Source organism: Flavobacterium cupriresistens, from assembly GCF_020911925.1.
Lineage (GTDB): Bacteria > Bacteroidota > Bacteroidia > Flavobacteriales > Flavobacteriaceae > Flavobacterium > Flavobacterium cupriresistens.
Genome location: NZ_CP087134.1, coordinates 5,406,644 through 5,427,085, shown reverse-complemented (window position 1 = coordinate 5,427,085; position 20,442 = coordinate 5,406,644). Strand labels below are relative to the sequence as shown.

Here is a 20,442-nt window from a genome sequence, read left to right as displayed (position 1 = left end):
ATAACTATTTATTTATAATCTTACTTAAATCAAACATTGGAGCATACATAGAAACCATAATTACACCTACAATGGCACCAATTACAATAATAATCATAGGCTCCAGAATAACGCCGATCATCTTGGTCTGATGACTTATTTCTTCGTTGTATTGCTCGGTTAAGCGCTCAAACATGCTCTCAAGCTGATTTACCTGTTCTGCGACTTCAACCATCGACACCATTTTGTTTTCAAATACAGGGTGTTTCTTTAAACTTTCATTTAGCGAAGCCCCTCTGGTGATATCTTCTTTTATTTGCTGAATGGCAATTTCAATCGGGTAAAAACCGATCATTTTTGCCGTTAATGTCAATGAATTTATAAGAGTTGTTTTAGAAGTAATCAGTAAATTCATGGCCTGGCAAAAACGTGAAATATATATTTTTCGAATCAGATTTCCGAAATACGGAATTTTAAGAATTATTTTTGTGGTAAACGATCTGTAGCTATCTTTCTCTTTTAACAGGACATGAATCGTTATTAATCCAATAATAATTCCAATGACAATAGAAAAAATCATTCCGGAATGATTGGATATTTTCAAGATAATTTGAGTGCTTTTTGGCAATTCGCTTCCAAATTGTTTAAAGACAGAGCTGAACATCGGAACTACTTTATTCAACATAAAATATAAAACCAGAACTGTTACCAGCATAACAATTGTAGGATAGGTCATAACCGAAATGATCTGTCTTTTCATCTGAATTTTTCGATTGAAATACTTTTGTAATTCCCCTAAAACTTCCTCCAGTTTTCTGGTTTCTTCTCCAATTTGAATGCTATAATACTCGTAAGCAGAAAATTGATTGCTCTCCCGCATTGATTCGTAAATGCTTCTTCCTTCGACGACTTTTTCTTTGATTCGAAGAATTAATTCCTTTTCAAATGTATTGCTCGATTGATTGCTTAAAATTTCGAGTGCTTTTTTAAAATCTACTCCCGAACGTAAAAGCATGCCTAGCTCTCTATAGAAAATTTCCTTTTTTTTGTCGGAAAGTTTTTTAGAAAACTGAAAAGAACCAGTTTGAATCTTGAGATCTTTTGTCTTGGCTTTTGGTGTTTTATAGGTCGTTAAATCGAAACTCATTATTTTTTAATCGTTTGTAATAGTTCGTTTGGATATACTCTTTTGTAAAAACTTAAATCCATTTCCTTTTCATTTGCTTTGATATTTAATTTCACTTTTTGGAAAACAAATTGCTCTGATTTACTTCTTACAGTGTCCAGTAGTATGCGATTAAATTTGACTCTGAAAGTATCAATGAAAGTTTCACTGTTTCTTAGAATATAATCTTCCGAGAATTGATAGGAAACACGTTCTCCTGTATATCCGTTTAAGTAAATTTCATTTTCGACAACGATCATTTTCTCTTTCTCAAAAATATCTTTGTTTAAGCTATAGGTTAATCGGTTTAAGTCGTTTATTAATTGATTTTGATTTTTAAAATCCAGCATTCTTCCCGTAATAATCGAAAAAATAACAAACAATATTCCCATGATAATAGCCGTAATAGCCATACCAACGACTGCTTCAATAATTGAAAAAGCAGGTAAGGATTGCAGGTTTTTACGGTTTTTGGACATAGAATTTTTTTTCAAATTTAGATTGGGTACTGTCTTTATATATTATTGAAATTTTTTTAAGATCATTGGTAATAGTTTCTTCTTCTATAAGCAGATTTTGGTTTTCGTTGTTGTTTAAAACAGAATCACTTTTTAATTCAGACAAATAGAAAAGTTCATTAACTTTATTCTGGGTGTTATAAAATTTAGCAGTTGTTTTTGGCGTATAGACAGAGGCAAAAATCAGGATTGCAAAATAGAGGCAGATTGAAATTATTGTCAGCGCAATAACCGATTCCAGTATAGAATTGGCGGGTACTTTACAACACTTTTTTGATAACACCATAGGTCGTTTTTTGAGTATTGAACAAAGGGATAGAAATAAAATAATCAGGTCGTTTTGTGGTATTAATTTCGATATTACTGATGAGGTTTTCATAGCTGGACGATCCGGTTTTCATAAAAAAGCGATTGGTATAAACCGAACCGTAAACATTGCTTTCCAACATTAGTTTTCCGGTGCAGTACAAATCGCCAAACAATAAGCCATCTTTCTCTATTTCGATGCTGTTTTTATCAATCTCTTCGGGCGTAGTACCAAACAGGACAATTGCTCCCGTTATTTTACATTCTTTTTTTATTTTTATTTTAGCTTCCTCTTTATTCACATTGTAAACACAAACGACCGATGGATAGTTTAAAGTTACTTTTTTTTCGAGTTCAATTCCATGAGTCGCAAAAGCTTGAACAGTTCCTTTAAAACCCTCTTCAAATGTTATTTTTGGAGCCATCAAAATAACATCTTCCAACACTGCGTTTTTCTTTACCCGTATAGAATCTTCAGATCGTAAAATAAAGTTGCCTTTGAAAATAACATTAGCCAAAATTGATTTTACTTGAATTTCTTGAGTAACCTTATTAAATGAATTATAATATAAAGAGTCCTTGATTTTCTCTAGATCGGAAAGTTGTACTTGTTCGGATTTTATATTTGAAAACAACGTTTTAAAATTCGGATTTAGTTCCGGTAATTTTATATCTGAGAGTGTATTTTCCCCTTGTACAGTGAGTTGATTTAAACTGTTGTCGATATAAGAAGTTTCAATAAAAGTACGAGGCAATTGATTGTTTCCGATGAGGTTTACTTTTCCGGAATAAGAGAGAGATTTGGATAAATTGGTTAAGTAAATCGCAGTTTTATCGGTATGTCGTGCCCCAACAAAATGTACTGACGATACAGTATCGTTAGCAAGATATGAATTGGCTATAACCAAAGAGAGTAATCCGTATTGTTTAGTTTCATAGCTGCCTTCAATCTCTGAGTCCTCGTCTTTTTCGATTATTGTAACGACAGTTTTATTCCCTAAGGCAAAGTTTAAAACAGATTGATTTTGAATGTAAAGTTCTTCCTGTAAGTTGTAATAAAGATTGAGTTGATTGTACAAATTTGAAAAATACAGTAGTGCACCACATATAATTGATACAATCAAGCAGACATAAATGGCATACAACAAACTGTGAGCTCTAATCATTATTCTGGAGCTTTATCCTTCTTTTTAAAAAGATTTTTAAAGAAATTCTTTAATTTTGACTCTTTTTTTGGTTCATTTTTAGCTTTTAGCTTGGCGTCTTTTTGATTTTTTTTCGCCGTTTTTTTTGAAGCAGCTTTTGATTCGGCTTCTTTTCTAGCCTCTTCTTTTTTCTTTGCCTTTTCTTCTTTATTTTTAGCTTTATAACCGTCAAGTTTAGCAGCATCAGAAGTTTCTTCTGCTTCTTTTTGTTTCTTTTTGGCTTCTTCTAATCGGACATTGTCCTGCTGAATACGATATTTTTCTGATCTTGTAAAAGTTTCTTTTTCTTTTACCACCAAACCTTTTCGGTACGTTACTGTCTCTTTACTTTCGATGTTACTCCATTTTCCTGTTTTGAGATTCGAGCTGTATTTACCATTTTCAACTAGATTGCCGCTTTCATCGTATCTGAAATATTTCCCGGATCTGAATCCATTGCTGTAGGTTAGGGTAGTAGCTAAAATACCATTCTGATGCCAGGTTTTCCATAAACCGATACGAAGTCCGTTTTTAAATTGACCTTGTTCCGCCAATTGATTGTTATGATACATTTTAACAAATTTATCATCTAATAAATCGCCAGCAATACCACCTTGGGCTTCATGTATTAATCCGCCTTTAAACCAATAGTAAGTTTTGTTTTCTTTGGGAGTTATCTTTTTGTCTGAAGTGTAAAATTCGTATCTGTATTCTTTATCAGTGATCCTTTTTATCAGGTAAGGATCAGCAAAAGATAGCAGTGTAAAAGCAAAAAGTAGTAGAATATAATGCGGTATTTTGTGTGTTTTCAAGGGGTTATTATGATTTTAAAAGGTGCGCAAGTTACTTTTTTTTCTTTTCATTATCAATGAAACGTCAGTTTGTTAGGACTAATTTTTTTGTAAATAATGTTTTAAAGTCTTACTTGTTGATTAGGTGTGTTTTAGGTTTTTGTAAAACGTATTTTTGATAAAGGGTATTATTAATTTCATTATGATACTTGTTAACTTAGAAATAATAGTGGAAATTTTGCAATTTTTAAAGAGTACAAAGACCATTGGTTAAAACCAACAATGAGTCAAATTCGGATTAATTAGTGAGGATTTTTTCATTTTAAAGAAATCTTACTGCATTAAAAAAAGAACAGTAATTAGAAGAGTTACGGGTTAAATTTTTATTTTTTTTCGTGTTAAAAATTTTGGATACTTTACTGTTTAAATATTTGATTTTTAGTGTGGTATATTTTGCTGATAATTTATAATTTAACTTTTTTTTATGTTATTTTCTGTTGTTTTAAATAAATTTCAGCCTTTTTTGGTGGTAAATTCTTAAAAAACAATACTTTTGCCGCTCCTAAGAAAATGGGATTATTTATGTTTAAATACGAATTTACGGCTAAATTTATTGCTAAAGTGTTGGCAGTAAGTTTGCTAATTGTTTTATTGCTTTCGTTTTATTTTATTAAATCGAATAAAGAGATTGTTTATGTTGACTCTGTTAAACTATTTGATGGTTTTGTGATGACCAAAGAAATGAAGAAGGTAGGAGAGAAAGAGTTTAATTCAAGAAAAGCAGTTTTAGATAATTTATACGCCACTTTGCAAAACCCTGAAACTTCTGAAGCTGTAAAAGCGCAATTAATGCAGGAGTTTGTAAGAGGCAAAGAAGAATTTCACCAATTTGAGCAAGCTTTTATTTCAGAAGAATCTTCAAAAATTTGGAAAAGAATCAAAAGTTATTCCTCAGAATTCTCCAAAGACAAAGATTACAAGCTGATTATTGGTTCCAACAGTCAGTCTAATGTTTTGTTTGCAGATGACGAGATTGATGTAACAGATGATTTACTTATCTACTTAAATAAAAAATATGAAGGACTTAACTAAAATTGTTTTTGTCCTCGCGTTTATTATTTTGTCTTCTTGCAAAAAAGATAAAGAAACAACAACCTCAGATAATTCAGAGATTAGAGACCGCTATTTCAACCTCGAGAAAATAGGTTGGAAATCTCGCGTTTATACACAAAAGGTAGAAGATGTTGGTTTTATCGCCACAGAAGTTCCTGTTCAATATTACTTATTAAAAGATTTGGGGAATGAAGACCTAAAGACCGTAGATTCTATTTATGAAGAAAATAAGCGGGAAAGAGTTGTAGAATTTACTTTCCAACAAGAAGAAGAGAAAGATCTGCTCGATAAAAAATTTACAGGTATGGATTACACCGCTGCCGTAAAATATATGTCATTTGGACTTGAGAAGGACTTTTATGTTATCACCTCCAAAAAGGACACGATTGCTTGCTCAGGAGTTACCTACGAACGAAGTTACAAAATTGCACCTTATCAAAAAGTGCTGCTATTCTTCTCCGGAATAGATCCGAATGAAAAAATACAATTAGTATATACTGATTTTCTTTTTAGAAAAGGAACTCTCAAATTTCAATTTAAAGATACCTACACCCAAATAGCCTTATGATTACGCAAAAAAAAATAAGTAAATTTAAAAAAACGGTGGCTATTTACTTAGCAATGATGATATTGTTGGAAACTTTCCAGCCTATGCAGCTTTATGCATTGACAGGAGGGCCTTCTCAGCCTGAATTTGAATCGTTTACGCCGATAGGAACATCGGACATGGTGGATTTATCCAGCGGTGATTTTAACTATAATATTCCGATAATGGATGTGGGTGGTTATCCGTTAAATTTAGCATATAATTCGGGGGTTTCTATGGATCAGGAAGCTTCATGGGTGGGACTTGGCTGGAATCTTGATGTAGGGCAGATCACAAGGCAGTTACGAGGTTTACCGGATGATTTTGACGGAGATGAGATGATTTATGAAAATAATATGAAACCTAATGTCACTATTGGTTCAAATGCCAATGTTTTTTTGACTGCTTTTGGTATGAAGGAAGATAAGAAAAGTATCGGAGCAAAAATAAAAGGCGGCATGGCAGTAAAGTACAATAATTATGATGGAATTACAGTAACTTCAAGCTCCGGTATAAGTTTTCAGGTTGCTAACAATCTTTCAGTTGGTATGGATATCTCTTCTTCCGCTTCAGAAGGTGTTTCCGTATCGCCCAGTCTTTCCTTTAATAAAAAATTTAAAGGGAAAGATGATGCTAACAATAATATGGGAGCCAGTTTAGGAATAAGCTACAATAACAGAAAAGGATTGGAAAACATGACATTGGGAGTTTCGGCCGGAAGAGCTTTTTCTAAAACAATGACTGATGCAAAGAATAATGACATAGACATAAATTCTGATGAATCAAGATCCAACTCTGGTTCTGTTTCTTTTATAGATGCCACATTTACTCCGACCAAAAGAGTAGGAATGTCATCTACTAATCATATGTTTAGCGTAAATTTAGAAGGAGAATTTTGGGGGATTGAAGGAGGGATGAAATTCTCCGGCTACAGAACCAGCCAGGGAATTAAAGAGTCCGAGAAATATAATATTGAAAGAGCATTCGGTTTTGAAAACACCTATAATGCGGGTAAATCTGATGTTTTGGATTTTAACAGAGAGAAAGACCGGACGTTTAATAAAAATACACGCTCATTACCTGTTACAAACAACACCTATGATTTGTATAGTATTCAAGGGCAAGGAATTTCGGGTATGTACCGACCATACAAATCTCAGGTGGGTTATGTGTACGATAATGAAATTACAGATAACAGTTCTGGAGGATCAATAGGTGCTGAGTTTGGTATTGGTGGTGGTACACACTATGGATTCGATGCCACTGTAACTTTAGGAGACAGTCGTTCGGCGGTATGGGAAAACTCTAATCCGGCTTTAAATCGATTTAAAGAAAAAAGGAACAATAACAGACTGGACTATGAGAAAGTGTTTTTTAAAAATATAGGAGGGAATCATGTCGATCAGGAATTGAATATTTTAACAGAAAAATTAGGAGGATATAGCCCTATAACGTTAAATATCGAAGGAGGTAAATTTTCGAAAAGAACCAGTCAGAATTATTATGGCAAAGAGCATGCAGACGGCAATAAAAATCCGATTGAAGGAACGGGTTCATTGTTGCGTAAGAAACGTTTATCCAGGAATCAGGCAATACAAAAGTTAAATCGTACGGAAGCCAGAAGTTATGGTTCTGATCTGCTGAGCCCTTATTCACTTAAAGGGAAACAGGATCACCATACTTCAGAAATAAAAATAACAAAAGACGGCGGAGAGCGATATGTTTATGGCAGAGCTGTTTATAATGTGGTTAAAAAAGAGGTCACATTTGATGTTGGAAAAGATAGTGTCGATTACAAAAACGGATTAGTAAAATATAGAGAAGGAGATAATTCTGTTGGGAATAGACGTGAAGGGGATCAATATTTTAATCGTGTTACTACACCATCTTATGCACATTCGTATTTGTTAACTTCTGTTTTATCATCAGATTACCAGGATATTAAAGATGATGGGCTTACGGATGATGATTTAGGAACTTATACCAAGTTTGAATATGAGAATAAAAATGCTGACAGAGCACATACCTATAAATGGAGAATTCCGTTTAAAAAAAATATGGCCAACCATGATGAAGGTCTCAGATCCAGTAGAAAAGACAATAAAGGGAATTATATATATGGAGAAAAAGAATTATTATATGTAAAAAAGATTACAACAAAAACACATATAGCCCTTTTTCATCTTTCTGAAAGAAATGACGGATATGGAGTAGTGGACGAAAATGGATCGCTGGGTAAAGATTCGAAAATGTATAAACTGGACAAAATCTCTTTGTATTCTAAACCGGAGTACGATAGTAAAATTGCTAAAGGAGAAAAGCCAACTCCCATAAAAGAGGCTCATTTTGAGTACAATTACACTTTATGTCAAGGGGTTGATAATAATAAAGATAAGGATGAAAAGAATCCTTTACTAACGGGACAGAAAGGAAAATTAACTCTTACAAAAGTATATTTTACGTACAAAAATTCGAAGATGGGAAAGTTTACCCCTTATGTTTTTAAATATGCTCCGAAAGCCTTGACAGAGAACAAAGATGGTAGTGTAAACACAGACTATAAGATTGAAAAAGATTCAATTAACAATCCTTCTTATGACATGAAGGGCTATGATGTTTGGGGAAATTACAGACCATCAAGCCCAGATCTGAATGGTAGCACAGTTGGTGATTTATCAAACGCAGAGTATCCTTATATTGATCAAGGAGATCGTGCAAAAGCAGATCAGTATGCAGCTGCTTGGTTATTAAAGTCAATACGCCTGCCATCTGGTGGCCAGATTGAAGTTAATTTTGAATCAGATGATTATGCTTGTGTACAGGACAAACAAGCGATGGAAATGTTTAAAGTGGTAGGTAGCGGCACACAAATTCCTGTCAACTTGAATGACCTTGATAATACTATAAAAGAAAGATTTTTAGGCGAATATATCTATGTTGAAATTGATAAAGACATGGACAATAGGACTTTTAGAGATACTTATCTCAAGTCTATTGGTACAAAAGAGAATCCGCTTTATTTCAGGTTTTTACTCAACATGGTTAATCCGGATCCTATACTGGGAGGAAATACAGATAAGTACGATTACGTAACGGGATATTTAAGGACAAATACGGACATGGATTGCGGTTTTTTTACAACAAACGGAAAAAAGTACGCTTCAATTCCAATGTTGTTTGTCGGACAAGGTGATGGATTTAGTAAAGAAAGTGACAGGGATACAAATCCGATACAAAAAGCCGGATGGAATTTTGGAAGGCAAAATTTAAATAGACTTGTTTACAATATTAATAATGAAGAAGACACTAATGATCTGAAAGGAATAGTGATGGAGCTAATTTTTAGTATGTCAGGATTTTTAGATATATTTTCAGGTCCAAATGAGAAATTGAAAGACACAAAAATTGCCAGCAAATTTATAGCAGGAAAATCATGGATTCGTTTAATGAATACTAATTCACATAAAATTGGAGGAGGTAGCAGAGTTAAGAATATAGAACTTCATGACCAGTGGAATGTAATGACGGGGAATAGTAATGATCCGCTTTATCACCAGTCTTATGGACAGGTCTATACTTATACTGATAAAAACGGAAATTCTTCCGGTGTTGCCACTTATGAGCCTCTGGGATCTAAAGAGAATCCATTTGTCAAACCATTATACGATAGAAATAAAAGAGATCTTTTATTAGGACCGGAAAGTGATAATTATGTTGAAGAGCCTTTGGGTGAGTCCTTTTTTCCAAGTCCAAAAGTGACCTATAGTCGTGTAACGGTTGCAAATTTACCACGAGAGAAAATGATAAATAATCAGATGATGGTGGTTAAAAAACATGCGACGGGATCAGTAGTAACAGAGTTCTACACCTCCAAAGAGTTTCCAACTATTGTAGACAGAACTACTTTATCATCTAATTTTGATTCATCGACAGCTTTGGCTGGTATTTTAAATTTGAAAGTTAGAAATCATATTGGTTTGGCGCAGGGATTTTCTATACATACAAATGATATGGATGGAAAAATGAAAAAGCAGCAAGTATTTGGAGAAGGACAAGAAACAGTTATTTCTGAAGTGGAGTACAAGTACAATTTGGAAGCGAATCCGGCAAATGTAGAAAATGGAAGATTAAACAACATCGTAGAGACAATTGATTCTGAAGGAACCATTGCAAAGAAATTGGTAGGGGTAGATTATGATGTTATAAATGATTTTAGAGAAAGTACCACCAGATCTACAACTGGTGGGATCAATTTTAACGTGGCTCAGCTTCCCTTTACGATCGTTTTAATTATTGTTCCTACTTTAGTTTTTAGCTATTCTGAACACGAAGATCAGATTAGAATGGCAACAACGACAAAAGTGATCCATAGTTCGGGTATACTTGTTGAAAAAGTTGCAAGTGATCTGGGGTCGAAAGTTACAACAAAAAACCTGGCATGGGATGCAGATACTGGAGAAGTATTATTGACACAGACTACTAATGAGTATACTGATAATTATTTCAGTTTCAATTTTCCGGCCTATTGGAGTTACAAAGGAATGAGTCAGGCAGCTAAAAATGTCGATTTTACCTCAAAAATAGAAAAATTTAATAGTGGGTATAAATTAGAAGGTACTGCGAGAGCCAGTGATTACTTAATCAATGGAGATGAAGTATTTATTACCGGGTTTGATGCCGATGATAACAGAATAAGGACAAAGGCGTGGATTGTTAAAGTTAATGATGAAAATTTTAAGATTCTTGATATAGATGGAAAATTAATTCAAAACGTAGACAAATCAGGAAAAATTAAGGTGATCCGCTCCGGTTATCGCAACATGCAAATGGCAACAATGGCAGGGATCACTTCCATGAGAAATCCGCTGTATAATTATGACAGCAATAATAAAATTGTTTCTATAAAACCAAAGATTGAAGAGAATCCATTTCAATCAGACGATGCAAGCTATAGAATTGTAAATGCATCTGCAGTATCTTATAATGATATTTGGCCGTCACAATGCGAATGTAATTTGCCTAAAATGGTATTTGATAAAAAAGGTGATTTAGAGTTTGCGTATGAAAAAACAATTGTCTCTGATGATGATGCAGATTCTGCTAATTTTTATAATCCATATGTGTTTAATGTTCTTGGAAACTGGAGGGCTAATAAATCGTATGCTTTCCTAACGGGAAGAAATTATACCAAAGATCCAACACCTCGTAAAACTGGTTTTTTTGCAGATTTTTATCCGTTATATGTTATGAATCAAGGCAAATGGGGGATTTCGAGTCATAATTTAGAAAAATGGACCTATGCTTCAGAAGTCACACAGTATAATCCCTACGGGCAGGAAGTAGAGAATAAAGACGCACTAAGTCGTTATTCCTCTGCGCTGTACGGTTACAATAACAGGCTTCCGGTTGCTGTAGCTTCTAATACGGCATACAGCGAATTAGCTTCTGATGGTTTCGAAGACTACGACAGTAGTCCTGAATGTGCACGAGCTTCTCATTTTGACTATAAAGCACAACTAAAACAAAATGATATAAGCGTTACTACTGCCCAGTCGCACACGGGAAGAAAAAGTCTGAGAGTAGCCCCAAGCCGTAAAGCATTAGTAAAGAAACAAGTTATACCATGTCTGCCGTCGGGAACAAGGTAAAGTAATAGGCAAAGTAAGATTCAAATTAAATTGGACAAGGTTGTTTTTGCAGTTATCGTACCCGCTCTTATAAGATAGCAATTAAAAACACTGTTTTTAATTTGAAAAAACAAAGCCTCTTAAAAAAGAAATAAGGTGGTAAACAGAAAATCGAAACACCGGCGTTAAAAATTAATGAGATTAATCCGATATTGACTTCTGCGAAAAGCATGTTTTCCTTAGTGAGAATGGACTTGGGAAGAGGCATATTAGAAATGTATTAATGTCAGTAAAAAATCGATCGATTAAAAAAATACGAGACAATAAAATTGAAAATGGAAAATAATTTTAGAATAAAGAGGCATAGTATTGTCACTCTTATAATGATGCTTTATTCCTTAGTTTTATCAGCACAGGATTGCCCATCAATTATAGGAGATGTAAAAATACAGCCTCCAATATTGCCTGAAACCTGTATAGCAGATGTTTTTGCGAATCCTTCTCTGCAAACAATTTCTTCTGGAAAAGCAATAGCAATTGTGTTGGCATCAAGTAAAGCAGAAACAACATTTAGCTGGACAGTAACACAGACCGGTGTAGAAGGAGCAACTTCGGGCAGTGGAAATGTAATAGCGCAAGTATTAACAAACACGGGAGATGAGATGGGGATTGTAACTTATATGGTTACGCCAAGATCTGATAAGTGTTTTGGAACTCCTGTTAGTATAGTTATTAATGTTGAATCTTTGTTTAAAAACACTGCGGTAAGCGGAACATTCACCAAGAACAATTGTGGAGTAGGAGGTACAGGATCAGCGGTTAATTATAGGGTGCCGGCAGGAACTTACACAACAGTTACGCAGGCTGCGGCAGATGCTTTGGCTCAGGACGATATTAACCGAAATGGACAGGCATACGCCAATACAACAGGAACCTGTAGTTTTAAGAATATAGAAAAAAGTGGTTCTTTTACCAAAACCAATTGTGGATTTGGAGGTACAGGATCAGTGTTTATTTATACAGTACCGACAGGAACTTACACAGCAGTTACACAGGCTGCGGCAGATACTTTGGCACAGGACGATGTTAACCGAAATGGCCAGGCCTATGCCAATGCCAATGGGACTTGTACATTTAGCAGTACCAAAAGTGGTTCGTTCACAAAAAACAACTGTGGTGTTGGAGGAACAGGATCAGTGGTAGTATATTCAAAAACGATTACGTCTATTATTTCTCAGGCGGATGCGGATACTTTAGCACAAAATGATGTAAATGCTAATGGACAGGTGTATGCCAATGCCGGTACCAACGGCAGCTGTAGTTTCAAGAACGTTGCTAAAAGTGGCTTTGTGAGAAACAATTGCGCTGTAGGCGGAACGGGATCAGCAGTAGTGTATACAGTAGCAGCAGGAAAATATACAGCAGCTACTCAGGCCGCCGCCGACTTGTTAGCACAAAATGACGGCCAGGCCTATGCCAATGCCAATGGTACCTGTACATTTAGCAGTACCAAAAGTGGTTCGTTCACAAAAAACAACTGTGGTGTTGGAGGAACAGGATCAGTGGTAGTATATTCAAAAACGATTACGTCTATTATTTCTCAGGCGGATGCGGATACTTTAGCACAAAATGATGTAAATGATAATGGACAGGTGTATGCCAATGCCGGTACCAACGGCAGCTGTAGTTTCAAGAACGTTGCTAAAAGTGGCTTTGTGAGAAACAATTGCGCTGCAGGAGGAACAGGATCAGCAGTAGTGTATACAGTAGCAGCAGGAAAATATACAGCAGCTACTCAGGCCGCCGCCGACTTGTTAGCACAAAATGATGGCCAGGCCTATGCCAATGCCAATGGGACTTGTACATTTAGCAGTACCAAAAGCGGTTCTTTCACAAAGAACAACTGTGGTGCAGGCGGAACGGGATCAGTGGTTGTATATTCAAAAACGATTACGTCTATTATTTCTCAGGCGGATGCGGATACTTTAGCACAAAATGATGTAAATGCTAATGGACAGGTGTATGCCAATGCCGGTACCAACGGCAGCTGTAGTTTCAAGAACGTTGCTAAAAGTGGCTTTGTGAGAAACAATTGCGCTGTAGGCGGAACGGGATCAGCAGTAGTGTATACAGTAGCAGCAGGAAAATATACAGCAGCTACTCAGGCCGCCGCCGACTTGTTAGCACAAAATGACGGCCAGGCCTATGCCAATGCCAATGGTACCTGTACATTTAGCAGTACCAAAAGTGGTTCGTTCACAAAAAACAACTGTGGTGTTGGAGGAACAGGATCAGTGGTAGTATATTCAAAAACGATTACGTCTATTATTTCTCAGGCGGATGCGGATACTTTAGCACAAAATGATGTAAATGCTAATGGACAGGTGTATGCCAATGCCGGTACCAACGGCAGCTGTAGTTTCAAGAACGTTGCTAAAAGTGGCTTTGTGAGAAACAATTGCGCTGTAGGCGGAACGGGATCAGCAGTAGTGTATACAGTAGCAGCAGGAAAATATACAGCAGCTACTCAGGCCGCCGCCGACTTGTTAGCACAAAATGACGGCCAGGCCTATGCCAATGCCAATGGTACCTGTACATTTAGCAGTACCAAAAGTGGTTCGTTCACAAAAAACAACTGTGGTGTTGGAGGAACAGGATCAGTGGTAGTATATTCAAAAACGATTACGTCTATTATTTCTCAGGCGGATGCGGATACTTTAGCACAAAATGATGTAAATGATAATGGACAGGTGTATGCCAATGCCGGTACCAACGGCAGCTGTAGTTTCAAGAACGTTGCTAAAAGTGGCTTTGTGAGAAACAATTGCGCTGCAGGAGGAACAGGATCAGCAGTAGTGTATACAGTAGCAGCAGGAAAATATACAGCAGCTACTCAGGCCGCCGCCGACTTGTTAGCACAAAATGATGGCCAGGCCTATGCCAATGCCAATGGGACTTGTACATTTAGCAGTACCAAAAGCGGTTCTTTCACAAAGAACAACTGTGGTGCAGGCGGAACGGGATCAGTGGTTGTATATTCAAAAACGATTACGTCTATTATTTCTCAGGCGGATGCGGATACTTTAGCACAAAATGATGTAAATGCTAATGGACAGGTGTATGCCAATGCCGGTACCAACGGCAGCTGTAGTTTCAAGAACGTTGCTAAAAGTGGCTTTGTGAGAAACAATTGCGCTGCAGGAGGAACAGGATCAGCAGTAGTGTATACAGTAGCAGCAGGAAAATATACAGCAGCTACTCAGGCCGCCGCCGACTTGTTAGCACAAAATGATGGCCAGGCCTATGCCAATGCCAATGGGACTTGTACATTTAGCAGTACCAAAAGCGGTTCTTTCACAAAGAACAACTGTGGTGCAGGCGGAACGGGATCAGTGGTTGTATATTCAAAAACGATTACGTCTATTATTTCTCAGGCGGATGCGGATACTTTAGCACAAAATGATGTAAATGATAATGGACAGGTGTATGCCAATGCCGGTACCAACGGCAGCTGTAGTTTCAAGAACGTTGCTAAAAGTGGCTTTGTGAGAAACAATTGCGCTGTAGGCGGAACGGGATCAGCAGTAGTGTATACAGTAGCAGCAGGAAAATATACAGCAGCTACTCAGGCCGCCGCCGACTTGTTAGCACAAAATGACGGCCAGGCCTATGCCAATGCCAATGGTACCTGTACATTTAGCAGTACCAAAAGTGGTTCGTTCACAAAAAACAACTGTGGTGTTGGAGGAACAGGATCAGTGGTAGTATATTCAAAAACGATTACGTCTATTATTTCTCAGGCGGATGCGGATACTTTAGCACAAAATGATGTAAATGCTAATGGACAGGTGTATGCCAATGCCGGTACCAACGGCAGCTGTAGTTTCAAGAACGTTGCTAAAAGTGGCTTTGTGAGAAACAATTGCGCTGCAGGAGGAACAGGATCAGCAGTAGTGTATACAGTAGCAGCAGGAAAATATACAGCAGCTACTCAGGCCGCCGCCGACTTGTTAGCACAAAATGACGGCCAGGCCTATGCCAATGCCAATGGTACCTGTACATTTAGCAGTACCAAGAGCGGTTCTTTCACAAAGAACAACTGTGGTGTAGGCGGAACGGGATCAGTGGTTGTATATTCAAAAACGATTACGTCTATTATTTCTCAGGCGAATGCGGATACTTTAGCACAAAATGATGTAAATGATAATGGACAGGCGTATGCCAATGCCGGTACCAACGGCAGCTGTAGTTTCAAGAACGTAGCCAAAAGCGGTTCTTTTACCAAAAACAATTGTGGAGTGGGAGGCACAGGCTCGGTGGTTATCTATACGGTAGCTGCAGGAACATATACAGCCGCTACACAGGCAGCAGCAGATGCTTTGGCTCAGGACGATGTCAACAAAAACGGGCTAGCGTATGCCAATGCGGGTACCAATGGCAGCTGTAGTTTTAAGAACGTTGCTAAAAGTGGCTTTGTGAGAAACAATTGTGCTGCAGGCGGAACGGGATCAGTAGTAGTGTATACAGTAGCAGCAGGAAAATATACAGCAGAAACTCAGGAGGCAGCTGATTTGTTAGCACAAAACGATGGACAGGCTTATGCCAATACCAATGGTAAATGTAGTTTTAGTAATGTTGTAAAAAGCGGATTTGTTAAAAACAATTGTGGAGTTGGTGGAACCGGTTTAGCAGTAGTTTATACAGTAGCGGCAGGAAAATATACAGCAGAAACTCAGGCAGCAGCTGATTTGTTAGCGCAAAACGATGGACAGGCTTATGCCAATACCAATGGTAAATGTAGTTTTAGTAATGTTGTAAAAAGCGGATTTGTTAAAAACAATTGTGGAGTTGGTGGAACCGGTTTAGCAGTAGTTTATACAGTAGCGGCAGGAAAATATACAGCAGAAACTCAGGCAGCAGCTGATTTGTTAGCGCAAAACGATGGACAGGCTTACGCTAATACTAATGGTAAATGTAGTTTTAGCAATGTTGCAAAAAGTGGATTTATCAAAAATAATTGTGGAGTTGGTGGAACCGGTTTAGCAGTAGTTTATACGGTAGCGGCAGGAAAATATACAGCAGAAACTCAGGCAGCAGCTGATTTGTTAGCGCAAAACGATGGACAGGCTTACGCTAATACTAATGGTAAATGTAGTTTTAGCAATGTTGCAAAAAGCGGATTTATCAAAAATAATTGTGGAGTTGGTGGAACTGGCTTAGCAGTAGTTTATACGGTAGCGGCAGGAAAATATACAGCAGAAACTCAGGCGGCAGCTGATTTGTTAGCACAAAATGATGGACAAGCTTATGCCAATACGAATGGTAAATGTAGTTTTAGCAATGTTGCAAAAAGCGGATTTGTTAAAAACAATTGTGGAGTTGGTGGAACCGGCTTAGCAGTGGTTTATACGGTAGCGGCAGGAAAATATGCGGCAGAGACTCAGGCGTTAGCTGATCAATTAGCAATGAATGATGGACAGACTTATGCCAATGCCAATGGCAAATGTAGTTTTGGCAATGTTGTAAGAAGTGGATTTATCAAAAATAATTGTCCTACAGGTGGAACTGGACTAGCAGTAGTTTATACAGTGGCTGCAGGAAAATATACAGCAGAGACTCAGGCGTTAGCAGATCAATTAGCACAAAATGACGGACAGGCTTATGCCAATGCTAATGGCAGTTGTAGTTTTAAGAACGTAGCCAAAAGCGGTTCTTTTACGAAAAACAATTGTGGAGTGGGAGGCACAGGCTCGGTGGTTATCTATACGGTAGCTGCAGGAAAATATACAGCCGCTACACAGGTAGCAGCAGATGCTTTGGCTCAGGACGATGTCAACAAAAACGGGCAGGCGTATGCCAATGCGGGTACCAATGGCAGTTGTACTTATAAGAGTACAAAAAGTAGTTATTTTGCAAGAAACAATTGTGATACCGCTGGAGGAATTGGATCAAATGTAGAGTATTCGGCAACAGCAACCTCTAATATTTCGCAGGCAGATGCAGATGCAAAAGCATGGGCAGATGTAAATAACAACGGGCAAAATTTTGCAAATATTCATGGTAAATGTGAGCTTGTGACACAGGTGTTCCATTATAGAGGACATGGTCCGGGAAGTTATATCGTTTATATTGATCGTTATGGGGACGAGGTAACGCATGAATTAATCAACTGGGGAACGGGGCCTTGTGGTGCTATAGTAGCTGTAGCTATTAGAAAGCTTTTTAATGGTTCAGCATGCTCCGGAGGAGGTGAAGAAGTTGGACCCGGCGGAGGTGAAGAAGGCCCTCCTGAAAGAGGGGGGTGGTAAGCGTTGATGCACGACAGTAATATATAATAAACATGATGAATTATTTAAAAATAGAAAAATACTGGTTTTTGATTTTGAGTGTAGTATTTTGTTCTTTTTCTTCTTTGGCTAAAGAATATAAAGAGCCTGTGATAAACTCAATTTTTGGAACCGCTTTCTCTGGTTTTTCCTCCGGAATTGACGTTGATGGAATTTCTGAGACCCATTGCCTTAACGAGAAAGTTACTTTCACATTTGAGACGAAAGGAGTCAATTTAAACTATGTTTGGTCTACCGAAACGGCGTCAGGACAAGTTTTGAATCTTTCTCCTGCAGATACAAGTGGAATGTATTCTTACACTTTTACAAGTGCAGGGAATTACATCGTAAAATTAACTGTAACAGATACTGATAATTGCAGTAAGACCTTCAAAAAAGAGATTATCGCAATAGATTGTGCTGCAGAAAATTCCTGTACAAAGGACAATCTGAACACGCCGGTTATAAAAGCTATTTTTGCCACTTTGGTCAACAAGCTGATCAGTCTTCCCGAAGCAACAATAGTAAAGGGATATACCTGCGACGAACTAAATGCGCTAGCCTTTTACATTAAAGACCAGAATCCGGGAATATACAATTTTGTGCATAACAAACAAAAAGGATTTGTTGCCTTCTCTTTTACAGATCGTCCTAATTACGACATTAAAATTGCAACAAACGGGAATCAGATTGTCGACTTTACTTTAGACAAGTATAAATCCAGTGAAATACTGACCCATTTAACCACCACGGTGGCTTCGGGTGTTACGAGTTTTGTAAACAGAATTAATTTTTGCTCTGATTTGTATTGTGTCAATCACATTGCTTTTGTTTTAGACGAATCGGGATCTATAAGTCCTGCGCAGGCAGCCAAAGTTAGAAAACAATTAAAGAAATACGTTCAGCAACAGGCTGATGACAATGACAAACTGCAATCGAATATTTATGTTTCGATCACGGGAATGTCAGATAGTGACAGCTACACCAGAACAGATAATTTAGCGGCAGCAAGGTTATCTAACAATGACCCGGCTACGTTGCAAAGATTCAACAGGTGGATTGACAAGTACCGACAACGCAGTGGCGAAGGTATAAGTGCCTCTTCAGATTATTGGAAAACAGCTCTGGATGTGACCTTAAATGCTACCATGAAACCAAAGATAGTGGTAATGATCACCGACGGTTGCCAAACCAATAATGTGGAAGCGCTGAGAGACCAGACGATGGCCCGATTCAGTAATTCCAAAAGTACTTTGTTTACCAATACAGACAAACCTCATTTGTATGTAGCAGGTATTGCAAACGGATATTATGTTGACGGTGGTCTGACTAATACGGCATTACCCAGAAATGAGGATCCGAACTATGTTCCGGAAGTAACAGCGGGATCAACTGAATCCAGAGTGGCTCCTGTTCTGAGAACATCTTTAAAATATTTGCTGAGCTTTGGTGAAACCGAGTACCCAAGAGATAAGATAGATGATTTTCGTTACGACTTTTACGGGCATGAAAATTTTGACCTCTTAGGAACTTTCGAGAATGAAGCATTTTTCTCAGATTATTTAAAACTGAGTGAATTTTCATGTGGACTTCCAACAGACAAAAACTATTGTACAGATTGTTTGTCGTTTCAGCCTGTTCCTGAAAAGGAGTATTTATTGAGTGCTTGGGTTAAAGAGGAAATGGCAATTCAGGTAAAAAGCTATGAAAATGCAGTAATAAATGTAGTCTTCTTTAATAACGTGAACACTAACGATGTCAGGTATAAAATTGGTTCGCAAAGTTTTGTAGCCAAAGGAGATATAATAGACGGATGGCAGCGAGTGACAAGCAAGTTTTTAATTCCTGCAGGAACAAAAACAATTGGAATTGAACTTGAAAACAAAAGCAGTGGGGTTCCGGTCTATTTTGATGACATCAGGATACATCCTCTTGACGGCAGTGTAAAAACATTTGTTTATGATGCGGAGACTTTCAAGCTAATGTCTGAGCTGGATGAGAATAATTATGCTTCTTTTTATGAATATGATAATGAAGGAGGCTTGGTGCGCATAAAGAAGGAAACTGCCAAAGGAGTAAAAACCATTCAGGAAACCCGTTCGGGTACTATTATTAACAACTAGTTTATGTTTCAGAGAATATTACTTACTACCAGTCTCTTATTAATTGGCACTATAGGACACTGCCAGACTGTAAATGAAGTTTTACAGCAAATGGGAAAGCAGTATAGTGCTGCCCGGCCATTTCAATACCATTCAGAGTATACCTTGTATAAAAATGCCGAATCTAAAAAGATTGAACAATCGTATAAAGGCATTTTCATGAAGAATGCCGCAAATGAAATTTATCTGAAAATTGATCAGACTGAGATCTTGAATTCTAAAACGGTAAATATTAAAATTAGCCATCCCGAAAAAGCAATTTTGTTATCGGATCCTATTAGAAATTATTTTGGAAGTTTAGACATCAAACCGCTGTTGGAATTTTGTGAAATTGAATCTTTTAAGGATTGTAAAACCTATTGGGAAATAACCTTAACCGCGAAAAATTATTCCAGTCTTCCTTATTCGAGGATTATTATTCAGGTTTCCAGAAAGTTCTTTTTACAAAAGTCAATTTTTTATTATAGTTCTACTGTCAATTTCTCTAAAGATTATCGTATGCCCAAGCCTTCTTATCCAAGATTAGAAGTTACCAATACCAATTTTAGCAGAAAAGCAGTCAATGCAACACTTTTTACAAGTCCGTATTATTTTACCTCATGCGGTAAGAATATATGTGTGCTTGCATCGCGATTAAAACAGTACCAGGTTATTGACCAAAGAAACATTTCCAATAAATAATATG

11 protein-coding genes are annotated in these 20,442 nt (G+C 37.1%); 6 read left to right on the top strand and 5 right to left on the bottom strand.

Annotation, left to right across the window (positions count from 1 at the left end; all coding sequences use genetic code 11):
* Positions 1-4: 4 nt before the first annotated feature.
* From LNP23_RS21485 to LNP23_RS21465, 5 genes are read right to left on the bottom strand one after another with little or no spacing between them, the layout of a single operon-like run.
* Positions 5-1,126 carry a type II secretion system F family protein gene (locus LNP23_RS21485; protein ID WP_230002825.1) on the bottom strand — a complete coding sequence of 374 codons (1,122 nt, stop codon included), beginning with the start codon at positions 1,124-1,126 and terminating at the stop codon, positions 5-7.
* Positions 1,126-1,623, bottom strand: coding sequence for a PulJ/GspJ family protein (locus tag LNP23_RS21480; protein ID WP_047778722.1), 498 nt, complete (start codon positions 1,621-1,623; stop codon positions 1,126-1,128). Before LNP23_RS21480 ends, LNP23_RS21485 begins: the two co-directional genes overlap by 1 nt.
* Positions 1,607-1,948, bottom strand: coding sequence for a hypothetical protein (locus tag LNP23_RS21475; RefSeq protein ID WP_047778723.1), 342 nt, complete (start codon positions 1,946-1,948; stop codon positions 1,607-1,609). The genes LNP23_RS21480 and LNP23_RS21475 overlap by 17 nt, the downstream gene beginning before the upstream one ends.
* Positions 1,923-3,134 carry a hypothetical protein gene (locus tag LNP23_RS21470; protein ID WP_047778724.1) on the bottom strand — a complete coding sequence of 404 codons (1,212 nt, stop codon included), beginning with the start codon at positions 3,132-3,134 and terminating at the stop codon, positions 1,923-1,925. Before LNP23_RS21470 ends, LNP23_RS21475 begins: the two co-directional genes overlap by 26 nt.
* Positions 3,134-3,964 (bottom strand): toxin-antitoxin system YwqK family antitoxin, encoded by an 831-nt coding sequence (locus LNP23_RS21465; RefSeq protein ID WP_047778725.1) that lies wholly within the window; start codon positions 3,962-3,964, stop codon positions 3,134-3,136. Before LNP23_RS21465 ends, LNP23_RS21470 begins: the two co-directional genes overlap by 1 nt.
* Before the next feature lie 561 nt (positions 3,965-4,525).
* Between LNP23_RS21465 and LNP23_RS21460 the strand changes: the two genes are divergently transcribed.
* The 6 genes from LNP23_RS21460 to LNP23_RS21435 all read left to right on the top strand — a co-directional run bounded on the left by LNP23_RS21460 (position 4,526) and on the right by LNP23_RS21435 (position 20,438).
* On the top strand, positions 4,526-5,035 hold the full coding sequence (locus LNP23_RS21460) for an OmpH/Skp family outer membrane protein (RefSeq protein ID WP_230002824.1): 510 nt from the start codon (positions 4,526-4,528) through the stop codon (positions 5,033-5,035).
* A complete protein-coding gene (locus tag LNP23_RS21455) occupies positions 5,019-5,624 on the top strand; it encodes a hypothetical protein (protein WP_230002823.1) in 606 nt (201 codons plus the stop codon). The genes LNP23_RS21460 and LNP23_RS21455 overlap by 17 nt, the downstream gene beginning before the upstream one ends.
* Positions 5,621-11,290, top strand: a complete 5,670-nt coding sequence (locus LNP23_RS21450; RefSeq protein ID WP_230002822.1) for a hypothetical protein — start codon at positions 5,621-5,623, stop codon at positions 11,288-11,290. The genes LNP23_RS21455 and LNP23_RS21450 overlap by 4 nt, the downstream gene beginning before the upstream one ends.
* A gap of 314 nt (positions 11,291-11,604) precedes the next feature.
* Positions 11,605-17,577, top strand: coding sequence for a DUF5977 domain-containing protein (locus LNP23_RS21445; RefSeq protein WP_230002821.1), 5,973 nt, complete (start codon positions 11,605-11,607; stop codon positions 17,575-17,577).
* A 32-nt stretch (positions 17,578-17,609) separates the two neighbouring features.
* A complete protein-coding gene (locus LNP23_RS21440; RefSeq protein WP_230002820.1) occupies positions 17,610-19,718 on the top strand; it encodes a PKD domain-containing protein in 2,109 nt (702 codons plus the stop codon).
* A gap of 3 nt (positions 19,719-19,721) precedes the next feature.
* Complete coding sequence (locus LNP23_RS21435) at positions 19,722-20,438, top strand: LolA3 family protein (RefSeq protein WP_230002819.1); 717 nt, start codon at positions 19,722-19,724, stop codon at positions 20,436-20,438.
* Positions 20,439-20,442: the final 4 nt, after the last annotated feature.